Source organism: Alicyclobacillus acidoterrestris (genome assembly GCF_022674245.1).
GTDB lineage: Bacteria > Bacillota > Bacilli > Alicyclobacillales > Alicyclobacillaceae > Alicyclobacillus > Alicyclobacillus acidoterrestris.
This window is the reverse complement of sequence record NZ_CP080467.1, coordinates 1226891-1252114: the sequence shown is the minus strand read 5'-3', so window position 1 is coordinate 1252114 and position 25224 is coordinate 1226891. Positions and strand designations below refer to the sequence as shown.

Annotated in this window: 22 protein-coding genes; 4 read left to right on the top strand and 18 right to left on the bottom strand. The window is 51.7% G+C overall.

The features are described 5' to 3' along the window. Window position 1 precedes the first annotated feature (1 nt). On the bottom strand, window positions 2-3697 hold the full coding sequence (locus tag K1I37_RS05820; protein ID WP_021296672.1) for an AAA family ATPase: 3696 nt from the start codon (window positions 3695-3697) through the stop codon (window positions 2-4). Further along, complete coding sequence (locus tag K1I37_RS05815; RefSeq protein ID WP_021296673.1) at window positions 3694-4983, bottom strand: exonuclease SbcCD subunit D; 1290 nt, start codon at window positions 4981-4983, stop codon at window positions 3694-3696. Before K1I37_RS05815 ends, K1I37_RS05820 begins: the two co-directional genes overlap by 4 nt. Window positions 4984-5813: 830 nt before the next feature. Here K1I37_RS05815 and K1I37_RS05810 point away from each other — a divergent pair. The 3 genes from K1I37_RS05810 to K1I37_RS05800 all read left to right on the top strand — a co-directional run bounded on the left by K1I37_RS05810 (window position 5814) and on the right by K1I37_RS05800 (window position 10517). Further along, window positions 5814-6476: a LytR/AlgR family response regulator transcription factor gene (locus tag K1I37_RS05810; RefSeq protein WP_161624353.1), complete on the top strand. Its 663-nt coding sequence runs from the start codon at window positions 5814-5816 to the stop codon at window positions 6474-6476. Window positions 6477-6653: 177 nt separating this feature from the next. Beyond that, window positions 6654-8234 carry a succinyl-CoA:acetate CoA-transferase ScpC gene (locus tag K1I37_RS05805; RefSeq protein WP_021296675.1) on the top strand — a complete coding sequence of 527 codons (1581 nt, stop codon included), beginning with the start codon at window positions 6654-6656 and terminating at the stop codon, window positions 8232-8234. 381 nt (window positions 8235-8615) lie between these two features. Then, the gene (locus K1I37_RS05800) at window positions 8616-10517 is read left to right on the top strand and encodes a XylR N-terminal domain-containing protein (RefSeq protein WP_021296676.1); all 1902 of its coding nucleotides are present in this window, start codon (window positions 8616-8618) and stop codon (window positions 10515-10517) included. A gap of 121 nt (window positions 10518-10638) precedes the next feature. On the opposite strand, the gene K1I37_RS05795 is transcribed toward K1I37_RS05800, so the two are convergent. The 4 genes from K1I37_RS05795 to K1I37_RS05780 all read right to left on the bottom strand — a co-directional run bounded on the left by K1I37_RS05795 (window position 10639) and on the right by K1I37_RS05780 (window position 12606). Further along, window positions 10639-11136, bottom strand: a complete 498-nt coding sequence (locus K1I37_RS05795) for a 2,4'-dihydroxyacetophenone dioxygenase family protein (RefSeq protein ID WP_021296677.1) — start codon at window positions 11134-11136, stop codon at window positions 10639-10641. Between the two features lie 178 nt (window positions 11137-11314). Further along, complete coding sequence (locus K1I37_RS05790) at window positions 11315-11758, bottom strand: MarR family winged helix-turn-helix transcriptional regulator (RefSeq protein ID WP_021296678.1); 444 nt, start codon at window positions 11756-11758, stop codon at window positions 11315-11317. Window positions 11759-11779: 21 nt separating this feature from the next. Further along, window positions 11780-12049 (bottom strand): hypothetical protein, encoded by a 270-nt coding sequence (locus K1I37_RS05785; RefSeq protein WP_021296679.1) that lies wholly within the window; start codon window positions 12047-12049, stop codon window positions 11780-11782. Window positions 12050-12165: 116 nt separating this feature from the next. After that, window positions 12166-12606, bottom strand: coding sequence for a MarR family winged helix-turn-helix transcriptional regulator (locus K1I37_RS05780; protein WP_021296680.1), 441 nt, complete (start codon window positions 12604-12606; stop codon window positions 12166-12168). A gap of 232 nt (window positions 12607-12838) precedes the next feature. Here K1I37_RS05780 and K1I37_RS05775 point away from each other — a divergent pair, with 232 nt between their 5' ends. Continuing rightward, entirely contained in the window at window positions 12839-14227 is a 1389-nt protein-coding gene (locus K1I37_RS05775; protein WP_021296681.1) for an aspartate aminotransferase family protein, read from the top strand. A 49-nt stretch (window positions 14228-14276) separates the two neighbouring features. Here K1I37_RS05775 and K1I37_RS05770 read toward each other — a convergent pair whose 3' ends face one another. From K1I37_RS05770 to K1I37_RS05715, 12 genes are all read right to left on the bottom strand, one after another. After that, window positions 14277-15053 carry an ATP-binding cassette domain-containing protein gene (locus K1I37_RS05770; RefSeq protein ID WP_021296682.1) on the bottom strand — a complete coding sequence of 259 codons (777 nt, stop codon included), beginning with the start codon at window positions 15051-15053 and terminating at the stop codon, window positions 14277-14279. An 18-nt stretch (window positions 15054-15071) separates the two neighbouring features. Continuing rightward, entirely contained in the window at window positions 15072-15821 is a 750-nt protein-coding gene (locus tag K1I37_RS05765; protein ID WP_031218695.1) for an ABC transporter permease subunit, read from the bottom strand. A gap of 36 nt (window positions 15822-15857) precedes the next feature. Beyond that, window positions 15858-17006, bottom strand: a complete 1149-nt coding sequence (gene ssuD, locus K1I37_RS05760; protein WP_021296684.1) for an FMNH2-dependent alkanesulfonate monooxygenase — start codon at window positions 17004-17006, stop codon at window positions 15858-15860. Between the two features lies 1 nt (window position 17007). Beyond that, window positions 17008-18015: a sulfonate ABC transporter substrate-binding protein gene (locus K1I37_RS05755; protein ID WP_021296685.1), complete on the bottom strand. Its 1008-nt coding sequence runs from the start codon at window positions 18013-18015 to the stop codon at window positions 17008-17010. Further along, window positions 18012-18584, bottom strand: a complete 573-nt coding sequence (gene ssuE / locus K1I37_RS05750) for an NADPH-dependent FMN reductase (RefSeq protein WP_021296686.1) — start codon at window positions 18582-18584, stop codon at window positions 18012-18014. Before ssuE ends, K1I37_RS05755 begins: the two co-directional genes overlap by 4 nt. A 91-nt stretch (window positions 18585-18675) precedes the next feature. Then, window positions 18676-18867, bottom strand: a complete 192-nt coding sequence (locus tag K1I37_RS05745) for a YezD family protein (protein ID WP_021296687.1) — start codon at window positions 18865-18867, stop codon at window positions 18676-18678. A 69-nt stretch (window positions 18868-18936) separates the two neighbouring features. After that, the gene (locus K1I37_RS05740; protein ID WP_021296688.1) at window positions 18937-20025 is read right to left on the bottom strand and encodes a sulfate/molybdate ABC transporter ATP-binding protein; all 1089 of its coding nucleotides are present in this window, start codon (window positions 20023-20025) and stop codon (window positions 18937-18939) included. Beyond that, window positions 20022-20819, bottom strand: coding sequence for a sulfate ABC transporter permease (locus K1I37_RS05735; protein WP_021296689.1), 798 nt, complete (start codon window positions 20817-20819; stop codon window positions 20022-20024). The genes K1I37_RS05740 and K1I37_RS05735 overlap by 4 nt, the downstream gene beginning before the upstream one ends. Window positions 20820-20823: 4 nt before the next feature. After that, window positions 20824-21669, bottom strand: a complete 846-nt coding sequence (gene cysT, locus K1I37_RS05730) for a sulfate ABC transporter permease subunit CysT (RefSeq protein ID WP_021296690.1) — start codon at window positions 21667-21669, stop codon at window positions 20824-20826. Continuing rightward, complete coding sequence (locus tag K1I37_RS05725; protein ID WP_021296691.1) at window positions 21666-22727, bottom strand: sulfate ABC transporter substrate-binding protein; 1062 nt, start codon at window positions 22725-22727, stop codon at window positions 21666-21668. Before K1I37_RS05725 ends, cysT begins: the two co-directional genes overlap by 4 nt. A gap of 196 nt (window positions 22728-22923) precedes the next feature. After that, window positions 22924-23667 carry a GntR family transcriptional regulator gene (locus tag K1I37_RS05720; protein ID WP_021296692.1) on the bottom strand — a complete coding sequence of 248 codons (744 nt, stop codon included), beginning with the start codon at window positions 23665-23667 and terminating at the stop codon, window positions 22924-22926. A gap of 252 nt (window positions 23668-23919) precedes the next feature. Continuing rightward, window positions 23920-25224, bottom strand: coding sequence for an LLM class flavin-dependent oxidoreductase (locus K1I37_RS05715; protein WP_021296693.1), 1305 nt, complete (start codon window positions 25222-25224; stop codon window positions 23920-23922).

Below are 25224 nucleotides of genomic sequence, written 5' to 3'. Positions count from 1 at the left end.
CTTACGCCTTCTCCAAGATGACTTTCGTGCCCCGCCCCGCTGGCAGCGCCGGTTCGACAACCAAACGCCGGTGCATGCGCTGGCGGAGTTCCGGCACGTGGCTGATGAGGCCAATGGACATGCGCTCCAGATGGAGTTTTTCCAGGGAGGAGATGACCACGTCGAGCAGGTCGGGATCGAGCGTGCCAAAGCCCTCGTCCAAAAAGAAAAACTCGAGCGGATGCTGACCGCGCAACTGAATATGCGCCGACAGCGCGAGTGCCAACGATAGTGACGTCAAGAACGTCTCGCCCCCGGACAGCGTGGAAACCGGCCGCAACACGCCACCATTGTGCTGGTCGCGCATCAAAAAGCTCCCATCCTCGGTCAAGGTGAGCGCATAGCGCCCCCGCGTGAGTGCACCCAGCCGTTCAGACGCTTGGCGCGCCACGTGCTCCATCTGATCCCGCGCCACATATTGAACAAACCCGTTGCCCCGCAACGTCGATTGCAATGCCGATAGGCGCGTCGCCATGCCCTCAAGCGCCACCCGTTGCTCCTCAAGTTCCTGCCAGCGCTGCTGCCGGCGCGCGATGTCTTGCAGTCGTTCCAGGCGGGATCCATGCGTTTGTAGCGCTGTCTTGTACGCCGCCTCCGCCCCTTCTGCATCCGCTTGGGCATTGCGCCAAGCTTCCTCGTCCAGCGAGCGACCATTCAATCGCGCCTCCAAGTCAGCGAGGCGACTCGTCGATTCGCGCACGGCCTCGTCGTACGCCAGTACTTTGTCCGCTATCGCCTGTGCCTCGGTCTCCTCCAACCGGGCGTCCGCCACGGCCTCGATGGTGGCAAACGCACTCTGCGCAAGTGCCGCCTGGAGCTTGTCCTGCGCCGTCTCAGCCGCTTTGCTCTGCGATTCGAACTCGGCCTCTGCCCGGGTCACGGCTTGCTTTGCCGCCTGAGCTCGTTCGGTCGCCGCCTCAAATTCCGCCGAAGCCCGTTCGCTTGCCGCCTGTAAGTCCGCAAGCGTCGCCTCTAACTGTCGCTTTGCCTCAGCCACAGACGCGCCGCCCGTATACTGAGCCAATTGTGCCTCACGCGCCGCCACAGCCTCCTCGAGTTGTTCCATGCGCAAACTGTGTTCGCGAACCGCCAACTCCCTCTGTTGCACGTCCGCTTGCGCTTGTTGCAGACGAGCTTGTGCCTCCTCCAGTTGCACGGTGAGGCGCGCGATGATACGCTGGGCCTCTGCCGCCGCGCGGTCATCTTCGTCCAATTGACGTAGGCGTGCCGCTACGATAGCTTCGGTTTTTGCGATGTCGTCGTCGACCAGCGGTTCAATCGAAAGAACTGCCATCCTCTTTTCGAGGACATCCTTCGCCCGCTCGCATGCGGCCACCGCTTCGGCAAGCACAGCCTGCTCTCGCAATTCCTCTTTTTCTGCTGCCTTTTGTGCAGCTTCTGCAACGGCCAGTTGCTGTCCCAATTGCAGACGCCGTTGATCAACTTCCTGCTGTCGCTCGGCCAAGCGACGATGCTCGTCGTCCCACACGGCTAACGCGTCTGCTGCCTGCGCCAAGGCTGCGTCCAAATCCACTAGGAATTGCGCCCAGGACTCCGTGTCCGCAGGTTGACTGCCTGCCTTGAACTTGAACAGCACATCAGCTGGCGGCCAACACATCTGTAACGCTTCCCAGGCAGAGGCCCATTGCGCCTGCTTCCTGTCCACCTCTTCGCGAAGCATCTGAACCGTCGTCTGTCGCTGCACACACGCCGTCTCCGCCGCCCGTGCTGCCGCATCCGCCTGACGCCAAGCCGCATCTGCGCGATGGAGCGCTGCATCATCGTCTATTGTCCACTCCACTACGTCCGTCTCGTCGACCGACTGCCCGACCGCAGGATTCGGGTGATGCAACGCGCCACAGACAGGGCACGCTTCCCCGCCCCTTAACCGCGCCGCCAGCTGGCGAATCAGCGCTGTTTCACTAATAGATACGCTTCGCTGACGGGCCTCTTCCAGGTCGCGGTAGACCTGGGCCAATTGTTCAGCCGTCTCGCGCTGTGCGGTCAGTTCACCCAATTGGCTTTCGTAATCCCGGTACGCCGCCTGAAGACGCTTCTGTAAATCAGCGAGTTCTTGCTCCACCGCTTTCGCGCTCGCGAGGCGCGACTGCGTTTGTCCCAACCAGGTCCTTGCGACAGATAGATCTTCTGCGGTGTATTCCGGAGCCCGCTCGCAGAGTGCCTCTGCAACATTTCGTAATTGCTGCGCCTCTCCGTGCACCTGCTCGTCGATAGCCGCGACCGATGTGTAATTTGCAATGGCGGACCGTAACTCAGCCTGCCGTGCAGCGTACGCTTCACGCGCGTGACGAACGCTCGCTTGTCGCTCCTTCCAACCCACAAACGCCTCGCGCAATTGCATCAATTGCTGTCTCGTCTCCGGTTGAACCGTATGTTTTTCGCGACTGGCTTCCGCCTGCATCCTGTCCGCCGCCAACCGCTCTACAGCCTGCAGAGCTGCAGACTGCTCAGAGAGCGCCGTCGCGTGCGCTGAAAGCGCAGCGTCACTCGCCGTTTTGACGGCGGCGAGCTCTGCCTTGAGTGTCAACCACTCTGCTTCGATGTCCTCAGCATCGCGAAGCCGCCCTTTCTTCGCAAGCAACTCCGGCTCCAAGGCATCCCGCCGCGCTTGTTCACGCTGCCGTCGCAACGAAGCCTCAGAGAGCGCCGCTTGCGCCTCTTCTGCCAAGTCCAATTGTGCCGCCAAACGTTTATGCGCCTCTTTTGCCGCAGCACAATCCGCCTGCCACGCTTCAACGAGCGGCCAAACGCGATTCGCCTCTGCACTGCGGGCAAGTGCCTTCCGAATCACGGCCATCTCGTCTGCCAACTGCGCCAATTCTTCTCGCGCTTTGATGGCAGCTTCGCGCTCCGTCATCAAGCGGCGCACCTCGTCCGCAACTTTTAGACGAGCATTTGCCTCCACGCGCGCGTGCTCTGCCTGCTGCAACTCGGCTGATGCTTTCTGAACCGCCGCCTGCGCTGCATCCAGCGCTGCCTGCGAGGCATCTCCCAGCCCCGCCTGATTGGCGACGACAACCTGATAATCCGCCTCCACCTGTTTTGCCCGCGCATTGACTTTGTCGAAGAGCGCTTTCCCGTACTGCTCCAAACCGAATAGCCGCTCGGTCATGGCATTCCGTTCCGATCCGGTCAGCTGCAAAAACTCGGCAAACTTCCCCTGCGGCAACACAACTGCCCGCGTAAAGTCGCTTTGCTCCAGGCCCAAGATGGAACGAATGGCCTGCGTGACGGGATTCTTCCCTTCAGCCACAACGACGAGACCATCCTCGTCGCTCTCCGCTATCTCCTCCAACTGCAACAAACGGCTGGCCTGATGTTCTACCGAGAACCCCTGTCCGCGCTTATACGCCCGCTCCACCCGGTAGCGCCTGCGCTTGTTCCCCGCGCCAATCGCGAACTCAAACGAGACCTCCAGCCGTTTCTCGGCGTGGTTGAGAATCGCTTGGGTATTGCGGCCCGCTCGTCCAACATCGCCATATAGCGCCAAGGTGATGGCATCGAGAATCGTCGACTTCCCACTGCCCGTCGGACCGAAGATACCAAACATGCCCGTCTCCGTCAGGGCCGCAAAATCAATCTCCTGCCGCTCCCGAAAACTGTGTAATCCCGCAATCGATAAACGAATCGGCTTCATGCAGTTTCCTCCCCAGACACCTTGTCGACGGATGACTCGTCCAAATCAGCCAAGTCGGCGTCCGTCTCCACTTCCGCCACCATCTCCAAAAACAGTTCTACAAGTGCATCATCCGGCGAAACGCCGTGTTTTTCCTCGAAGAAGCGACTGAAATGCTCTGCAATGGAGCGCGTCTGGATGCTATCCGACGAATCGTCGGTGAGTGATTTCACAGCGACAGGTAGCACCGGGCGAATGTGGACGAATCCCGCATGTACCTCGCGAAGGCGATGAATCTCCTCCAGTTGTAACCCGGTCTGCACGTGCACTTCGAGATCGATCCAAGCGTTCGCATCACGTCCTTGTTCCACCCATTGCAACACTTGGCTCACCCCTTCTGTCGCCCGCCAGCGCACGAGCGGCTTGCCACTTCGAAGCGGCACTTCGCGCCATTCAACCGGCTTCCCCGGCACCGCGTCGACGATGACAACCGACTTCGTCTGTCCGGCTTCCGAGAAACTGTATGCCAGTGGTGATCCCGCATATCGCATCGGCACACCCGCCCCAACGACACCTTGTGGACGGTGCAAATGCCCGAGCGCCACATATTGTGCACGAGCGGGAAAACTGTCCGGATTCACCGCATAGGCACCCCCGATTTGAATTTGCACCTCCGAATCAGACTCCAGGCCTCCACGCACATAGACGTGGCTCATCGCCAAATTCACCGTGTCCTCGCGAAACTGCTCCGATAGGGCACGAAAAAAGCTCTGTATCCGTTGGTTGTAGCTCTCCTGCAATTCCCGCTCATCCAACGTGCGCCCAAGAACTTCGTTCAATCTCGCCTCCGACGGATACGGCAGTGCGGCAATCACCGCCCGCTCTGCGCATCCAGGAATCGCCAACTCCACGAAACCAACGCCTGCACGCACGCGACAAACTTGACCATTGATAACAGGTGTAGGTGCCAGTTCATCCTTCGGGAGGCCCATCAAGGTAATCCCCAACTTGTCCGCCAATGGCCGCGCCGCCGCGATGCGGTCAGCATTGTCGTGGTTGCCCGCAATCACGACAACCCCACGCGTGCCACCCGCCGACAGCCCATCCAGCGCCCGGTAGAACAACTCTTCCGCCTGCGCGCTCGGATTCACCGTCTGATAGACGTCGCCTGCCATGAGGACGAGATCGACCTGTTCCGCCGCACACAACTCTATCAATTCATCGACAAACTGACGTTGCTCCGCGATTCTATCGCGCCCCTCCAGCGTCTTGCCAAAATGCCAGTCAGCCGTATGTAAAATGCGCATCCGTTCTCCCCATCCCGTCACAAATCTTCACTTGACCCCAGTCTACCATCGGATGACACGATGCAGTAGCCTGAAGTCGCTGGGATTCTGGGGATGGCGACGGCGGTAGCAGAGACGGTAACGGCGACTGGGGGGCGGCGACGGTCGTGATCGTGGGGCGGGCGGATGGGATGGGCGGCCGGATCGACATAAGACAAGTTTTCTGCACTATCCCCTAATTTTCTGTAGATTCTGCAGATTTAAGACAAATAAAATACCCTATCTACTGAAATGCCACCGGATAAAGGCAAAAATCCAAGGAATAGCGCAGTTTTGATGCCTTATCCTCTCCTGATTACACGCGCGTGTTCTAATAAGACATCCACGTGAGAGCCAAGAAGGTTTCCGCAGCAACGGCGACCTCACGAGCAACGTGGAATGGGCCTAGCCGGAAATCTACAGCTCAGTGAACGACATGATAGACAAGAATGGAGACCAGCAAGTTTGGCAATCCAATTAAAATGGCTGTCGCCGACCATGAACTCTCATATCCCCTCGACTGCTTATACTGTTCCATATACGACTGAGGGCGTACCCAGGCTGTCCTATCAGCAACCGCCATAAGATCGCTTTAAAAAGTCCTTTCACCGTGTTCCCCCCTGAGCGGTTCGCGCACATCTTTCAACAACAATGATCACATTTTCCATCAAACCTAGACATCTGTAAATATGACACAAACATTCGATAATCCACCAATCAACAACATCCCCCTGAACCATTCCCCACGACGCATCCTGTGCTAAACTTTGGTCGTGAAGATTGAAGTCGATTCAACCAAGAGGGTGATGATGGTGAAGGCTTCTCCATTGCTAGAGCAACTCCCCGAACTGTTGCGAGATTGGATTCCACCAACCGCCTCCGTCGCCATTGCAAGCGGGCAAAAGTATGTAGCATATCATCCCGGTGCAGTCGATTTGCGAATCGCACCTGGTGAAGTTGTGCGCCCTGGGAGTATCGCAGATCTCGTTTTCTCGCATCGGCACCGGATCGAATCCGAAGTGGACTCGGATGTATTCGGCGTCCCTTATTATGGGTTGGGCTACCCGCTCCAATCTGAACAGGGTATCGAGTCGGCTGTTGCAGTCATTTTACCGCCAAAAAGTGAAGAGCGACGCCAACCGTTGTCGTACGTAGTCGGAAAGACGGGCCAGGTGTGGCGCCCCATTTCCATTCAGGACATCGCGTACTTCGAAAGTTATGAGAAGAAAACTTGGTTTTATACGAAAAATGGCAGATTTAGTACAGAACATACACTGCGCGCTCTTGAACTGCATCTCCCAGATGAACACTTTCTGCGCATTCACCGATCTTACATTGTTCATATCAGGTTCATTGACTCCATCGAGCGAGATGACCGGTCAAACCTGAATGTCGTGATGGCAGTGCCGAACAAAACGCGTCTTTCCGTGGCACAGACGTACGTCCGCCGCGTTCGAACACATCTCGGATTCTAAACGAGGCAGACCACGGTGCGTTCGAACCGGGCTAACCCCAACCGTTCAAGTCGACTTGAATAATCGTTATTTGTCGCGTGATATCTCGTTCTGTCGCGGATTCAGACACGAATGCTCGAGAGTGCGTATACTTATTTCCAGAGAAACCGCTTTCGTACTTCGTGTGAGGTGATTGAGATGCTTGAGCAGCGGATTCGGCACACGGGTCTTCGTTCTCGAATTGTCAGTGCAGAAGAGGCGCAACAATGGGTGAAAGACGGGATGACCATCGCAGTCAGCGGATTTACGAAATCCGGCGACGCGAAAGCGGTGCTGCAGGCACTCGCGAAACGAGTGGAACAAACCGGGGACAAGCTGCGCATCAATCTCTATTCCGGTGCGTCCTTGGGTGAAACCGATACAATTCTTTGCGAGCAGCAAATCATCGCTCGCCGCTTACCGTATCAATCAGAACCGCGTTTACGCAAAAGTATCAACCTAGGTGAAGTGCAGTACACAGACCAACATCTGAGTCACACGGCAGAGCTTTTGCGCAGTGGATGCCTTGGCGATATCGACCTCGCTATCATAGAAGCGACGGCCATCACTGAAACGGGCGGCATCATTCCAACTTCTTCAGTAGGGAACAGTCCCATTTTCGTCGAACGCGCCAAACGCGTCATCGTCGAAATCAATTTAAATACGCCGATAGAGTTCGAGGGCTTACACGACATCTACCTTCCGAAAGACCGGCCAAATCGGCTGCCCATTCCAATTACCAAGGTCTCCGATAGGATTGGGACACCGGACATTCCGTGCAACCCCGACAAAATTATCGGCATCGTCCTGTCACGGCATACAGATACACCATCCAATATCGTGCCAGCGGACCGCGACACCCAGCGGATGGCTGAATATATTCTGGATTTTTTCGAACATGAAGTGCGCCACGGTCGATTGCCGCACAATCTCGCTCCTCTGCAAAGCGGTGTAGGATCCGTCTCAAATGCAGTGCTCAGCGGGCTGTGTAACGCACCATTTGAGAATCTGGAGATCTATACAGAGGTCATGCAAGACGCCGTCTTTGAACTTTTTCAAAGCGGCAAGGTCGCGTTTGCTTCCGCGTCGTCCTTTACGTTGTCAAAATCGATGACTGAGCATGTCAATGCGTCCCTATCCAAATATCGCGAAAAAATCATTTTGCGACCGCAGGAAATTTCCAACCATCCTGAAGTCGTGCGCCGACTCGGTGTGATTGCCATCAACACGGCACTCGAAGTGGACATCTACGGCAATGTCAACTCCACCCACGTCAGCGGGACACACATGATGAATGGCATAGGCGGATCCGGTGACTTCGCACGAAATGCCGCACTGACGATTTTTGTAACGAAGTCCATTGCCAAAGATGGGCGTATCTCGAGTATCGTTCCGTTTGTCACCCATGTCGATCACAGCGAGCACGACGTCGACATCGTGGTTACGGAGCAGGGCATTGCGGATTTGCGAGGACTAGCCCCTCGTGAACGCGCGACGGTCATGATTGAAAAACTTGCCCACCCGTTCTACAAAGACGAGCTTCTCTACTACTTCAATCGCGCACTGACGTATGGTGGGCACACGCCACACATCTTGGAAGAAGCGTTAAGCTGGCACAAGCGCTTCGCTGACACCGGTGATATGCGGCAATTTAGAGGGCTTGCAGATGTCGTTGGGCGGGATCGGAGAATCAGTTCCCATACAGGGAGATCTATCAAAGGAATCTCGCGACCATTGTAATCTCTCCGCAGCGTTCCATCTCCAGAAGCAACGAAAGCCACGAAGGGCACAGCCGTTCGTGGCTTTTTACTGGCCAGATACGCACATGTTCGAATGCGCACGCCGTCAACTGAGATTCGACATTTCCCGAGCAATATCCCCGGCATCTGGTATCCCCTGCTGTCATACTGTGTCGTGAATACGGCACCAAATCACCCTCTCTGTTCACCTTTCCTCGCTCACTGTCTTCTACCGTTTCAAGCAGCAACGTTGTCGTGACTGCCGCTGGGATCCAACATTTCGATCCGACTCAGTTGATAGCGCTTACATCATCGTGTTATATTGTCATCAAGCCCATGTAGATACCCAGTATTGACCAATCTTTCGGAGATGATGAGCGACGTGCAAATTACAGAGTTGCTGTCGGTTGACCCGAAGACAAAGAAGATCCACCTGAATGACAAACGCATCGTCCTGATGGAGACTGATGCACTTGGCGAATTGCGCAAGGATTTGATATCGGCCCTTGGCGTAGATCGCGCAAAGGGATTTTTACTTCGCTACGGTTGGAATTGTGGCATGAACTACGCGCGAATCTTTAAGTCGTTCATGCCCGCGAACTCGGATACAGATTGGCTCTACGCAGGGTCAGAGATTCACGCCATCACTGGGGATGTATCGGTGGATATCGAAAAGCTTCACTTCGATCCGGAGACGAAAGCGTACTACGCCGAAGGGTACTGGCATGATTCGTATGAAGCTGAGCAGCATCTGAAGCACTATGGGCTACAGCACGACCCTGTCTGCTTCACGCTCGTCGGTTACGCGGGCGGCTATGTCAGTGAGCACCTCGGCCAAACTGTGATTTTCAGGGAAATCGAGTGTGTCGGCAAAGGGGATCCACATTGTCATTGGATCGCAAAACCGGCAGAGGATTGGGGCGAAGCGATACAAGACGAACTGCCCTACTATGAGGAGGAAAACCTAGCACAGGAGTTAGACAGGGCCTACATTCGCATTGAACGCCAAAACGAGCGGTTTCAAAAAGTACTGCTCGTCGACGAGCAATTGTCCAGTGCCCTCCTTCACCGCAAGGGCCTGCCGTCCATCATTCGTGTTCTCGGAAAGCAATTGGATTGCACAGTCGTGATTGAGGATAAGGACTTTCACCTATTTGAGTCATACGGTCCGTACAAAGAACACGACTTTGCGCATTTTTTACGCAATCCGCAGGAACAAGCGGGCACGTTGCTCAATCGGCTCACAAAACAAAAGAGAACCATCGAACTTTCTGTACCCGAAGCGTTCGGTTGGCCACATCAGCGACTACTCTCCCCAATCGTCGTCGACAACGAGATCTGGGGATATCTCTCATTACTCAAACCCAGTGGTGCGTATTCGGAAATGGACATCATGTGTCTCGAACGCGCTGCAACCATTTGTGCGATACAGCTCCTCAACGAACGCATTTCTCTTGAAACGGAACAGCGCATCAAAGGAGAGTTTCTAGATGCCATCCTGACTGGCGACGGCCGCATGGACCATTTATCCAGACAGATGAACGTACTTGGGTATCCATTAAATCGATCCCATTACGTACTAGTCTTCCAATTTGCGCCGCTCGCGTCCTCGGCGTATGCACGCGCAAATCGAGATATGGATGAGATCAAACGGGAGCTTTCGTCCATTATTTCCGGACAATTCAAACAATCTGAGTCTACACCGCTCATATCCAGCAAATTAGATCAAATCGTCGCGCTCATTCCAACGCAGATGCAAAACATGGAACATCTCGACCCCCAACACATGGCTGAATTCATCGTCGAAACATTCTCCAGGAAATATCAGGATGTCCATATCACCGTGGGTATCAGTTCCAAATGCGAGGGCATCGAGGACTATCGAAGAGGGTACGAAGAAGCCAAAAAGGCCATTCAACTTTCTGATTTTCATCATTCCACATCCAACGTGGTGTCCTTCTCGGATTTGGGATTCATCCCCCATATCGCTAGTGGGGACAACTTTGACGATATGGTTCAATTCTCCTACAACCTACTCAACAAGCTCATTCATTACGACAGACAGAATCGCTCTGAACTCATCAAGACAATGCATTCCTATCTCGAGTGCCAAGGAAACGTGCTCAAGACATCCCGCATGATGAACATGTCACCAGGTTCTATCAAGTACCGTCTAAAACGCATTGAAGAAATCAGCAATATCGATTTGACCCGTTCGAGTGCGTTCTTTGACGCGCGCCTAGCTTTGAAGATTCTCCAGTACGCAGGAAAAGTTGAACTGTAACGCCGATGTTACAAAACCGTTCAGAGATTTACGGTACAGACGTACGTGTGAAGGATGACAGCAGTGGGGGGGTCATCCTCCTTACCGCCCCCTCCGGAAACGAGCTTTACATATCCGCCCGTTATAAAAACAGAGATTGGTTGATTGGCAGCTGATTTTTTTCGCAAAAGCTCAAATAGTGATCGACAAACCAAAACACATCGACTGTCTCGATGATTCGCTCATCGTTATCGAGGAACTCCAGTGCGCCATTCAATTGAAAGACCGTCTTCATCCCCTTCTCCGAAACCAAGGTATGGCAGCGCCCTGGGCTTTCACGAATATAATCGCCGGGGGTTGCAATCCAATCGTATTCGAGATAACGCCAACTTCCTTCGAGGACATAGCCGTTCACAGGCCCGCGGTGACGATGCCTCCCTAGCTTCCCGCCAGCCTCTACCCATAGAACATTCGTGGCACTGTTGTTGCGGATATCAAATGTCAAATGGCGGATCCACACGTTCTCCAAAAATGGGACCCAAGGGGACGCCTCTTCCGATGAATGAATGTAGCCCTCTGGCAATGCGAATTCATCGCGCCGTTTGTCTAACCTCTTCTCAACCAATACATAATTCTCCATACTTTGAACCTCCTTTGCTCACGCTTTATGTTATCGCTTACATACAACCACATCATAACGGTGAATTCGCCAAGTTCCTATAGCCAAATTGGTCAATTTGCTCTTCCGAATTCACCTTGTTTTCGAGTGCGCAAAGGTTCTCATCACGCGCCACAACGCATATACTTACTACTTTCGGTCAGGATAACCCACCGTGCAAAGAACGGTTTATCGCGTTCAATACGGCAACGGCCGTCTCTAAGTCCCCTTCTTTAAACGTGTGCGCAACGGATCCCAAGCGTGCAATCATCGAATCTCGGGTACTTCTCAAACACGTGCGGCCGTGTGCGGTTAAAGAGACATAGACAATTCTTCTATCTATCAAATCCCTATCCCGGCGAATATATCCCTTCTGCTCGAGTACATCGCAAATCCCAGTAATCGTACTGGGGCTTAACTTCAGTGCCGCAGACAAATCGGTCAAGCGCATGCGTTCAACCTCATCCAATTCCTTCAGGACAAGTAACTGATTACATGAAGGCAAGCCAGCGACCTTCATCGGGGATAGGCCTTGGGTCAGCAAAATTTGGTAAGCCAAATCCGCAAACAATTGATTGCGAAGCGTTTCCTGTGTGTCCGTCATCGTTCATATATCCCCCGTCTATTATGATTCGTGACATTGGCGAATCATCTCAAGCAGACTCCGAACTTCGTGATAGTTATAGGAACTAATGTGTATCGTGGAAATGACATCGCCCCGCAAATCTCTCAAAATATACTCTCTGCCAAGCAAGCTCGTACGATGACCTGTTGACGACGGGTATAGCGCCAGTTGATCGATAGGCCACTGCCGTTCTTTGTAATGAACCCATTGGTCATCGAACTCCAAATAGTCGTCCTTTGAAGTCAACGCTATCTTCTGTGCCGCTTCCATGCCAGTTGCCTCCACCAATCTGATCCTTCCAGATCAACAGGACCAACCTCTATCTTCCAGTTCGCCGATCCCGTTCGATAAAAGTTGTCGCGACAAGTATGTTCGAAAAAGAAGGATCAAGCTAGATTTTTTGTCACTGTATCAAGCACTTTCAAACAGGTGTCAAGCTCACTTGCGCTGACCCCTTGTAGTGCCTCCTCAGTGGTTTTACGATATTGCACATATAATTCATGCTGTATGTTTTTTCCTTCCTCGGTGAGGAAGATTAAATTCGTTCGCCGATCTTCCGGATGCGGGAGCCGCTTAATCAAATTCCGCTTAATCATGTTGTTGATTAACCTCGATACCGAGGGTTCATCCTTACCTGTCAGCGCCGCAATCTGCCCTTGTGTAAGACCATCCTCTTTCCATAGACGAATCATGATTCGAAATTGTTCATAGGTAATGGACAAATCATTTTCCTTGAAGTTCCGATTTAGTCGATTAATGAGGAAACGGGACGCGGTAGCAAGTCGATAACTCAACGATTGCGCAATAAGACGGTTCTCATCTTGCACGCCATATTCCCCCTTCCCACCAACGTATTATGCGCCCATAAGCTTGTTCATGCAAGTATCCCCGTGAAAAACAAGTGAACTCTAAGGCTTTACTTCTAGGAATGATTATACGATAATTATCTAAATTATCAGATGTTTTGCTGCGTGAAGTTTTCTTTCATGTGCAGTGACCACATGGCATCGCTTTTTGTCATATCTAAAATCGGCACGTATCGGAGGGATTGTAATCATCATGTCTATCGGTGAAAACATTCGAGCCGTAGGAAAAGAGTCGTTGGTTGAACTGGATAGGCAATATATGTGGCACCCAATGATGCCCTATTCCGCCAGTCAGCAACCGATGGTCGTGGCGCACGGGGAAGGACCCTATATCACCACGGAAGACGGCAACCGCTACTTAGATGCCATGTCTGGTCTGTGGTGCGTCAACCTTGGGTACTCCCAAAAATCACTGGCCGAAGCGGCATCAGAACAGATGCTGGAAATGCCATATTATCCACTCACGCATACGCACAAACCTGGAATCCGACTGGCTGAAAAATTGAACCAGTGGTTACAGGGATCATACAGAATTGTCTATTCAAACAGCGGGTCGGAGGCGAATGAGGTCTCCTTTAAAATTGCTCGCCAATACTACGAGCAAATGGGAGAACCTAATCGCTGGAAAATTATCGCGCGTTATCGCGGCTACCACGGAAACACCATGGGCGCACTCGCCGCAACGGGTCAATTTCAGCGCAAGTACAAATACGAACCCCTCGCCCCAGGCTTTCTCCACGTACCGCCACCGGACTGCTATCGCTGTCCCTTTGGTCATCAGGCTGGTCTATGTCAGCACGAATGCGCCAATTACTACGAGCAGGTCATCAACTGGGAGATACCTGAAACGGTGGCGGCTATCATCATTGAGCCAGTCATCAGCGGTGGCGGAGTGTTTGTGCCACCACCGGAGTATTTGCAACGTGTTCGGGAAATCTGCAATCGCTACGGCGTCTTAATGATTGTCGATGAAGTGATTTGTGGCTTTGGCAGATCCGGTCAGCCGTTTGGACACCAGAATTACGGCATTACACCGGACATTGTGACGATGGCAAAAGGGATTACCAGTGGCTATCTTCCCTTATCCGCCACGGCAATCCGCGATGAACTGTTTGACGTATTCCGCCACGACAGTGAATACGCGCACCTGCGGCACGTCAACACATTCGGCGGCCATCCAGTTGCCTGTGCTGTAGCAATCAAAACCCTGGAAATCATGGAAGAAGAACATTTGGTCGATCGTGCAGCGCAACTGGGTCAACAACTGAAAACAAAACTCACCCCCCTCGCGAATCACCTGCATGTCGGAGATCTGCGGCATTTTGGACTGCTTGCGGGCATCGAGCTAGTGGCCGATAAGGAAACAAAAGCACCGGCTTCACCGGAATTTACGGCAGCTGTCATCGCAGAATGTAAAAAACGCGGAGTCCTCATCGGGAAAAATGGAGACACCGTTCGCAACTTCAACAATATCCTGACGTTGTGCCCGCCATTTATCATCACCGACGACGAATTAGACCACATCGTTACGGTGGTAAAAGAGTCCATTGCGAAGACGACGGAGCAAGGCGTCACCGCGTAACGCACCATCCGGCTGACAGCGAGGCCTCACCCGCCAGCCGCCTCAGGCTTCAAATGAGCTGCGGGGCGGCCTCATACGGCAACTGGCTCGACACGCCGTTGGAATGATTTTTAAGTATTCTGTCGAGGACGAGGCGCTCCAGCCTGATAAAATGATGGTCCCGCTCACGTGGCCTAGGGAGATTCACAGGCACCTCAAACGCAATCTGTCCGTTCTCAATGAGAATCACCCTATCCGCCAAGGCGATGGCTTCACTCACGTCATGTGTGACGAGCATGGCGGTAAACTTTTGTATCGACCAGATTTCTTCAATTAATTGCTGCATTTCAATGCGCGTCAACGCGTCCAAAGCGCCCAGTGGTTCGTCAAGCAGCAACATTCTCGGATCCGATGCAAGTGCTCGTGCCAACGCGACGCGTTGACGCTGCCCTCCGGAAAGAACACCGGGCCAATCGCGCGCGCGCGTCTCCAACCCAACGCGACGCAGCGCCGACACCGCTTTGTCCTTCTCCTCTTTGCCGAGGCCTATGGCTACGTTATCCACAACCTTTAACCATGGCAATAAGCGCGCTTCTTGAAACATGACTCGAATATCTGGGTGAATCCCAGATATTCGTTCATGGTCAACAGAAATTTCTCCCGCTGTTGGAGGCTCTAGTCCAGAAATCAATCTCAACAAAGTACTCTTTCCACAGCCGCTGCGCCCGACGACCGCTACGAATTCTCCTGGAGAGATATCAAGCTGGACGCCTTGAAGAACCGTTTTCCTTCCATATTGCTTGTTCACCTGCTGCATCGATAACTGCAGACCTAATGGGGCAGACACCCTATTCCCTCCATTACGTTAGTGATTCGACAGATAATTCGGATGCCACCTCAGGAAACGGCGTTCCATCGTGGTTGCTATCCAATCTGAAATTTTGCCAAGTAGCGCATATAACACGATGCCTAGCACAACCACGTTCATTTGCATGAACTCCTCCGCATTCATCGCCATATAGCCAATGCCCGAGTTCTCCGATATCGTCTCCGCGACAATCAGTGTCATCCACATCACACCCAAAGCGTATCGGATACCAACCAATATCGACGGTAAAGCCCCTGGCAATATGACTTTCCAAAACAGCTTTAACCAAGGTAGTCGATACACTTTAGCCATCTCAATCAAATCAGCATCCACCGACTTGATTCCAAAGAACGTGTTCACGTAGATGGGGAACACAGAACCCAGTGCAACGAGAAATATTTTGGCTTCCTCGCCGACACCAAACCACACAATGACCAATGGTATCAGCGCCAAATGCGGAATGGTGCGCAGCATCTGGATGGATGTGTCCGTCAACTTTTGCGAGATCCGATAGAGTCCATTCAACAGTCCTAGAACGAAGCCCACCGAACCTCCGATGAGAAACCCTGCCAGTGCCCGCTCCGTACTCGACCAAATGTATTGCCAGAGGATACCCTGTTTACCAAGTTGAATACCTGCCTGAACGACTGCCACAGGCGTTGGCAAAATGCGCGTGGAAATCAACCTGGATTGACCCAAAATCTGCCACCCAATGACAACGAGGGCAGGCACGGCAAAAGGAAGCATCGCGTTTAGTGACTTTCTCACAGATATCCCCCTTGCTTAGGCCTGATTCTCCACGTTTGCTGGAGGTATTTCATTGGCAACCATTTCTCCAAATGGGCTGATAAAAGACGGATCTTTGCCTTGTCTTGATTCTCGTTGTAGGTTCAACTTCGGAAATAAAAGTTCCGCAACGCGATATGATTCCTCTAAATGTGGATAGCCCGACAGGATGAAGGTTTCAATGCCAAGTTCCTCGTATTCCCGCATGCGCTCTGCAATCACATCCGGCGTTCCCACCAATGCCGTGCCAGCGCCTCCCCGAACGAGTCCGACACCGGCCCATAAGTTGGGACTGATTTCGAGGTTTGAGCGGTCTCCTCGGTGCAATTCACTCATTCTGCGCTGACCGACAGAATCCATTCGCGAAAATACTTTCTGTGCCTCTTCTATGGTTTTGTCATCTACATATTGAATGAGCTTTTCAGCGTCCGCCCACGCTTCGTCTTCTGTTTCCCGAACGATGATATGCAGGCGAATACCGAACCGAACCTCACGCCCCGCCTGTTGTGCAAGTTCCCGAACGCGTTCAATTTTCTCCTTGACTTGTGCTGGCGGTTCTCCCCAGGTCAGATACACATCCACATGCTTCGCTGCAATCTTTTGGCCAATATCGGACGAGCCACCAAAATACAGCGGAGGATATGGCTTCTGTACAGGTGGATACAGAAGTTTTGCAGCATTGACGCGCAAATGATCTCCATCGTAATCCACCGTTTCCCCTTCCATCACGCGTCGCCAAATCGAAAGGAATTCATCTGTCACGTGGTACCGTTCATCGTGGTTCAGAAATAATCCATCTGCTTCTTGCTCTAATGGATCCCCGCCCGTCACCACGTTTATCAGTAACCGCCCACCAGATAGCCGGTCGAATGTCGACGCCATCCGCGCAGCAACAGTTGGTGACATCAGCCCTGGACGAATCGCGACAAGGAACTTCAACCGCTCCGTCGCCGGAATGAGTGACGAAGCGACAATCCACGCATCCTCGCAGGACCGCCCCGTCGGCAATAACACGCCACTAAAACCAAGTGTGTCCACTGCCTGGGCAATTTGCCGCATATACGAATAATCTACGACCCGCGCCCCAGTTGTTGTGCCGAGATATCGACTATCCCCATGTGTCGGAATAAACCAAAATACCTGCATATTAATTCGTCCCCTTCCCAACATTCCCTGACCAAACGTCGTCTTTGACAGTAATTGCGTTTGGAATCAGGCCTAATTTGTAGAACAGATTTGCGATATTCTGCTGTTCATCGACGACATCATTGGTAATCGGCTCCACGCCGTAAGCCCGCCGATTTAACGAAGTTTCAAGTGCTTTTACGCTAATATCCATCTTCGGTGCTAAAAACTTGGCAGCTTGAACCTTGTTGTTTTTCACCCACGTGTCCGTCTGCTGCAATGCGTTGAGATAATCTTGGACGATGTCCGGGTGACTTTGCGCAAATGTCTTTGTCGCGAAATAGAATTGATAGTTGTTTGTGACACCACTGCCGCTGGCTATCTCTGTGGATTTTGTCGCATCTTGTGCGGAGGCCAAATACGGATCCCAAATTGCCCATGCAGAAACCTTGCCCGATTGAAACGCAGCCCGTGCATCAGCCGGTGTGAGGTAATCAGGCGTAATGTCCTGAAAAGTCAATCCAGCCTTTTGTAATTGCTGAACCAACATGTACTCGACGTTCGAACCTTTGTTTATCGCCACTGTCTTTCCCTTTAAATCTTTGACGCTTTTGATACCCGATTGAGAGGAAACCAAAATGGCCTCCGCCTCAGGACTTGCTGGTTCATGCGCCAGATAGACGAGCGGTGTCCCCGCAGATTGAGCAAAAATCGGCGGCGTATCACCAGTCTCACCGAGATCTATCGCGCCGGCGTTCATCGCTTGCAGTAACTGCGGTCCTCCAGGAAACTGAATCCACTGGACTTTGTATCCGAGTTTTTCCAGTTGTTTATCCAAAATCCCCCTATCCATCATCACTCCGGACGTTCCGTACAATTGATAACCAATTCGAATCGTCCCTTTGTCCGTTGCTGAAGTTGCTGCCCCCGTGCCCGTGTTGCCCGTAGTAGTAGAATTCCCGCAACCGGAAACCGCGAACACGGTGGCGGCAGCAGCAAACCCAAGTACACCTTTGTACCATCCTGTCACGAACGATTCCCCCCTACATACAGCTGCTCATTTGTCTGATTCGGAAGCATTCGATTCAACAGCTCCTCAATGCCGCTGTCGAATCGTTTCTTCAGGTCCCCTTGCACGCTGATGCCCCCTTGCCCATCCTCTGACACCTGGCTATCCAAGCAATAGATACCCGGTAGAATGGTGCGCGCTCCAAGTGCGCACAGAATCGGCTTTAGCGCGTAATCAATCACGAGTAAGTGTGCTGGTGAACCACCAACGACGAGAGGGTAAATGATTTTTGACGTGAAAATCCCCTGGGGCAACATGTCGAGGTAAATCTTCAATAACCCTGTATATGCTGCCTTATAAACCGGTGTCGCAACTACCACTGCGTCTGATTCCTCAATCTCCTGAATGCTGTCTCGAATCGCGTCACTTTCAAAATTGGCGTATACCAAGTCATCAGACGAAAAATCTCGAACAAATATCCTATGGATCTGTGCATCACTTGCATGTAACTTCGTTTCCAAGTAACGGATAAATTTTTCTGTCCTTGAGTTTTTGGAGGGGCTGCCACTGATAATTGTAATTTTCGCCATCACACACACTCCTCTGATATGAAAGAAGAATCAAAAAATGGACCCAAGTAAATTTCATAACCATTTTAAACACGTCCGAGATCTCGCGAAATCACGGACGCCTTCTTTCCCCATCCACTCGTTCGTTGTGGGATGTCAGAGGAAACCTTTGTTTTTCAACCCGATCAATTTGCGTAACCTGTGCTCCATGAACCGTGATATTGACTGAACCATATTCCAACCCGTCCAGAGCACGCAAAATACGCTGAATCACATCGTCCGGCAACGTGCTACGCTGTTTCATGGTGATAATCCCCCCATACAGGTAGTTCACAATCAGCGAATCATGACTCCCGACACGTACCTATCGGGTCTAGCTCGACTTGCGTATCTCAATGCTGTACGGATTTACTTCTGACGCTATGGACATGGGTCGCTCTTCAAACAATTTGAAATCCGTCAGCTCATAAGCTACGTTTCGCCCGATTTCAAGCAGGTAATCTTGTTCTTTCGGCACATAAACATGCAGTCGTAGATCTTTGGTTGCGATGTCTACGCCGTAAAAATCACCCTTGTAGGACACGCGGACGATCTCGCCTGTGACATCATCATCCGACAAAATCTCGCGAATTCTAATATCTTTTGGGCGAATGACGACATGCACATTCGTCCCATCGGGTTTATCCGGTACATCGACAGATATCTCTCCAATTGCGACGCGATTACCTACCGTCTTTCCATAAATGTGGTTTGCTTCGCCGACAAAATTCGCAACAAACAAACTGCTCGGCGCTTCGTACACTTCTTTTGGCGTTCCAAATTGTTCGATTTTCCCACGATTCATGACGAGCACCCTATCTGCAATTTCCAGCGCTTCTTCTTGATCATGCGTGACAAAAATACTCGTGATGCCGATATCGTCATGTACGTCACGCACCCACTGCCGAAGTTCGCGCCGAACTTTTGTATCTATCGCAGCAAACGGTTCATCTAACAATAAAATCTTGGGTTTCGGAGCAAGTGCTCGAGCGAGGGCCACACGTTGTGCCTGACCACCAGACAATTGTTGGGGATATCGATTTTCCAGTCCTTCCAAGCGCACATATTTCAGCAGTTCCATAACCCGCATATGAATGTGCTTCTTACTTTGCTTTTGCACCTTCAAGCCAAACGCGATGTTTTCATACACAGTCATATGTTTAAACAACGCATAATTTTGAAAGACTACGCCCACCTTGCGCTTTTGAGGAGGCAACTCGTCAACAACCTTCCCTCCAATCAGCACTTCACCGGCAGACTGTTTCTCGAGCCCAGCGATAATTCGCAAAAGCGTGGTCTTTCCGCTTCCACTCGGTCCAAGAAACCCTATCATCTCACCCTCCTTTACCTGTAGACTGACATCGTCCAATGCGAGCGCCTCTCCGGTGTACGACTTTGCGATGTGTCGCAGTTCAATACTCATACGAGATGCCTCCCTTGCCTTTTTTTAATCAACTGCAGAATCATCAAGATGACGAAGGAGGTCGCCGCCAGAACGAGTGAAACTGCATATGCCGCCTGTAAATCGCTATTTACGGTGGCTTGATAAACGTAGAGTGTGGCGGATTGTGTCAACATAATCACAGCACCCGAGACCACGAGTACGGCACCAAATTCACCAAGTGCCCTAGCTAGCGTAAGCACTAATCCATACGCTAGACTCCATTTCATGCCGGGCAATGTAACGCGCCAAAACGTCGTCCATGCAGATGCGCCGAGCGTCACTGCGGCCTCCTCTTGGGCAAAGCCCTTTTCACGTAGAACAGGTACCAATTCCCGGACGACAAACGGAAATGTAACAAACAGCGTCGCAAGAACCATACCAGGCATCGCATAAATGATTTTTATATGCGCGGATGCGAACCCCGCCCCAATCCACGTTCTTGGGCCATAAACCAAAGTGAGTGCGAGACCCGCAATCACTGGAGAAACGGCAAATGGCAAATCCACAATGGCGTTTATCACCTGCCACCCACGCGCTCGACGCCTCGCGATGACAAGTGCGGCGAGAACGCCAAATACCCCATTAATAACTACGGTGAGACCCGTAATCTCGAACGTTAATTTAAGGGAAAATACCGCTTCAGGGTTCGCAAGTTGTCGGGCAAACGCACCTGCCCCGTCCCGAAACGCACCAACGATTAGGCCGAGCACTGGGAGAACAATGAGAATCGCGAACCATACATAAACGAACCCATACAGTCCTATTTTCCGCACCGTGTTACCTCCCTAGCTCCAACTCTCCAAGCCGTACTCGTTTGCTCTGATTTCTGGTGACTCGCCTTGTGGCAAATAGTTGATACAACAGTGCGAAAAACGAGATAGCTAGCAATACGACAGATACACTTGCCGCGCCCTGTGAATCATAGTTTTCAAGCAACCCGTACAAATAGTACGCGGAAACTTGCGTATGCATGGGAATGTTCCCGGCGACCATCACCACCGCTCCAAACTCGGAAAGCGCACGACTGAAGCATAGAGAACAACCTGTGGTAATACCCGGCCACATCACGGGCAGCAGAATACTACGAAAGACTCTCGTCTGCTGTGCCCCCAATGTCCATGCCGCTTCCTCCATCCGCGGATCTAACTCTTCCAAAAGGGGTTGTACAGAACGGATCGTATAAGGGAATGTCACAATGACCATTGCCAATAAAATAGCGAATGGAGAATAAATAATTTTGACACCATGTGCCGCTAGCCACGTCCCCAGCGGAGAGGTAGGCCCATACAGGAAAATCAGCATCAATCCACTCACTGTCGTCGGGATGGCAAATGGCAAATCGACAATCGCGTTAAGCAACTGCCTCCCGGGCAAACGAAACCGGACGAGCACAAAAGCCACAATGGTGCCCGTAATCCCGTTGATTACCGCAGTGATCAGCGCCATTCGCACAGTCAGTCCCAGTGCTGCAAGGCCTATAGGTTGCGTGATTGCACTCAGAAAGTCGCCGATACCGTGTGAAAATGCCTGTGTAAAAATCGCCCCAACCGGCAGGACTATCAATAACAACAGGTAACCTGATACCGTTGTAAAGGCGAGCCGTGCACGTATCTGCCGAATCATCTGCTCTCAAGCACCTGAGTCCAAATACCATTGCTAGAATAGAGCGTGTTATTGATAGTCGACCAACCCCCTAATTCCTTGACGGTAAATAGGTCGGACGGCGTCTTAAATTGCTTTTTCGACTGTGCGTGTAGCTGTGGAATCACTGGACGGAATCCCGCCTCCATGAATATCTTCTGAGCAGTTGGACCCTCCAACCAATTGACAAAGGCCTCCGCCACTTGACGCGTACCATCTGCATCTACATTTTTGTCGACGACGGCAATCGGGTTTTCAATCAACATGGTCGAGCTTGGAAGCACTTCGGAAAAAGATTTCAGATTATGGCTCGATTCCAATATCTCGTTCTCGTAGCTGACGACCGCATCCCCTGTTCCGTTGGTAAAAGTGGCCATCGAAGCTTCACCGGACTTATCTAAAGATTCAACATTCTTTAAAATGGACTCAAGCAATGACTTGGCTTGATCAGCATTCCCATGCCGAAGCGTTGAATAGTAGATAGCGTTGATGTCCCACTTCGCGCCACCCGATGACGATGGATTTGGCAAATCAACCACGACCCCAGGTTTTGCAAGGTCAGCCCACGTCTCAATGTGCTTTGGATTGCCTTTGCGCACGCCGATCGCTACCACTGAGTCAGTGACCATACCACCTGTAGGTGTATCTTTCCAATTGTGTGTAATAAGCCCTGCCTGCTGAATCTTATCGATGTCCGCCTCCAAAGAAAGGGCTGCTACATCTACCGGCAAACCATTTGCAATGGCTTGTGCCTCAGAACCGGAACCTTGAAACGACGCGTTAAATTTCACCGTTTGCCCAGTCTTTTGCTTCCAATATTTTTGAAAGGCAGGGAACAACTGATTTTCGTACACGTTTTGCGTCACACTATATGAGCCAAAATTGAGTGTCACGGTCTTGCCCGTACTCGAAGAACCTGCTCCCGTGCTCGATGCATTGGCCGCTGGTGATGTGCTTGCTGAACCGCCATGCTCCGTACCACATCCGACGGTGCAAAGCGTACCAAACAGTGCAACGCCGATGACCCCAAGTTTTTTCATTCAATTTTCAGCCCCAATCAAAACCGACTATATCCATAGACTTTGTTCGTCTTCTGACAAACACTATATGGAGGCTTGAACGGTGAGTCAACGACAAACACATATAAACCCGATAAATAACATTTGGTTTATATGATGTCATAACAAGTTCAATTAAAAACAGCCACAAGGGCTGCTAATCTTCTTGATGTGGGATTTAATGGATAGGATCGCCAGTGCGAGTCAGATTGATATGATATTGATAGCGACTGGATGGATAACGTACCTCGGAAAACTCAACCGGCGTTCCAGTGTCATCCGAAGTCACGCGATGGATAACCAAAATCGGCTCGTCCAGGCCTGCGCCTAGTTCTTGCACGTCGTCATAGGTCGAACGCTCGGCGGAAATTTTCTGGCTACCATGCGCAATTTTCACACCATGCTGCTCGAAAAAGCCATAGATGTGATTGTGAAATTGGGATTGCTCTTTCAACTCGTCAAACGTCACATTCCTCGGTACTAAGAGATACGACATTTCCCGAAAAATCGGTACGTCCGATACAGAGGCAATGCGACAGATTTTCACGACACTGGTCCCCTCTTCAACATTGAGCTGAATGGCAATCTTTTCAGAACAACCAACTTTCTCAATGCTCTTAACGTATACATCGACGTCATTTCCAGCCAACCGAAGCTCTTCCGCAAAGCCCTTCAGTCTCGAGACAGCCTGTGTATTTCGCTCCGACTTTGTAACAAATGTCCCGACACCCTGACGTCTTTCCAGGTACCCCATGGACACCAAATCGGATAGTGCTTGCCGGACTGTAATGCGACTCACGCCGTGTTCTTTCGCCAACTCGGCTTCTGATGGAATTCGTTCACCTGGGTGCCAACGATTCCTTTGAAGATCATGAATCAAATCACTTTTCAACTGATGATATAAAGGTACACTCGTCTTCATACTGCTTCGCCATCCCTAGGCAAACGATTTAAATATACTGAAATGATTGTAACAAGTAACGTCGTCATGACAATAACCAATAACACAAATATACAACAAACCTCATCGGAATTATATATTTTTATTCACGGTTCCATAATTCATCTCTAAAGCAATCCACACTCGGCGTTTCATGGCACATCAAAAAACTCACGAACCTCAAAGTTCGTGAGCCAAAATGTATATATTAACCGATTCCTAAGTGCAATGAGGCTACACTTCCAGCCCGTAGTGCGCACGAAGTGTGGTGCCCGTGTATTCCGTTCGAAACAAACCGCGCCGCTGTAGCTCAGGAACCACGTATTCGACAAAATCCTCTAACCCCCCAGCCATCAACTGAGGCATTACGTTAAACCCATCCGCTGCGCCTTCGACGAACCAGGCCTCCATATAATCCGCTATCTGAGTAGGCGTACCGGCAATGGTCTTATGTCCACGCCCCCCAGCCAACCGAAGTAGCAACTGTCGAATGGTCAACTGTTCCGAACGAGCCATATCGACAATCAACTGGGTTCGACTGCGATGTCCTTCTACATGCTGAGGATTGACAAAGTCCGGGAGCGGTTCATCCAGCGAGCATCCAGACAAATCATAGCCGACGCGGTTAGACAACTGATGCAGACTGTGTTCCGGTGTGGTCAAAGCGTGTAAAGCCTCCTCCTTTTCCCGCGCCTCCGATTCTGTGGCCCCTATCACCGTGCACACGCCTGGGAGTACTTTGACACCTTCTGGATCACGCCCACCCCGCCGAACCCGCGCTTTGAGATCTGTGTAAAACGCCTTGGCATCCGCAAACGACTGTTGTGCCGTAAAGACGGCCTCCGCATATCGTGCCGCGAACGCCTTGCCATCTTCGGATGAGCCAGCCTGTACCAAAAGCGGTCTTCCTTGTGGTGAACGAGGGATATTTAAGGGACCGCGCACCGAATAGTGCTCGCCACGATAATTGAGTTCGCGCACCTGAGTGGCATCCACAAAAACACCTGATTCCTGATCGCGTATTAACGCGCGTTCGGTCCAACTGTCCCACAGCTGAGTGGCCACATCAACGAATTCCGTTGCGCGTTCATAGCGTTTCGCATGTGTCAGAATCGCATCGTAGCCAAAGTTCTGGGCTTCCGCATCCGTCCCGGAAGTGACAATGTTCCATCCGGCCCGCCCGTGGCTCAGATGGTCGAGAGAGGCCAATCTTCTCGCTAAATTAAACGGTTCATTAAATGTCGTTGAAACGGTGCCGATGAGTCCAATGCGGCTAGTCACCACGGCCAACGCTGAGAGCAATGTCAGCGGTTCAAATCCCGCCACAGCCCCATGTACCACAGCCTGGGGCGACGTCGACAATCGATCAGCCAAAAAGATAGAATCAAATTTTGCATTTTCCGCAAGTTCAGCGAGCCGACGGTAGTGAAGAAAGTCCAGTGAGTTGTCGACGTTCGTCGCAGGGTGACGCCACGCTGACTCGTGATGACCAAACGGTGTCAAGAACAAATTCAGGTGCATTTGTCTTTCAGTCGTCAT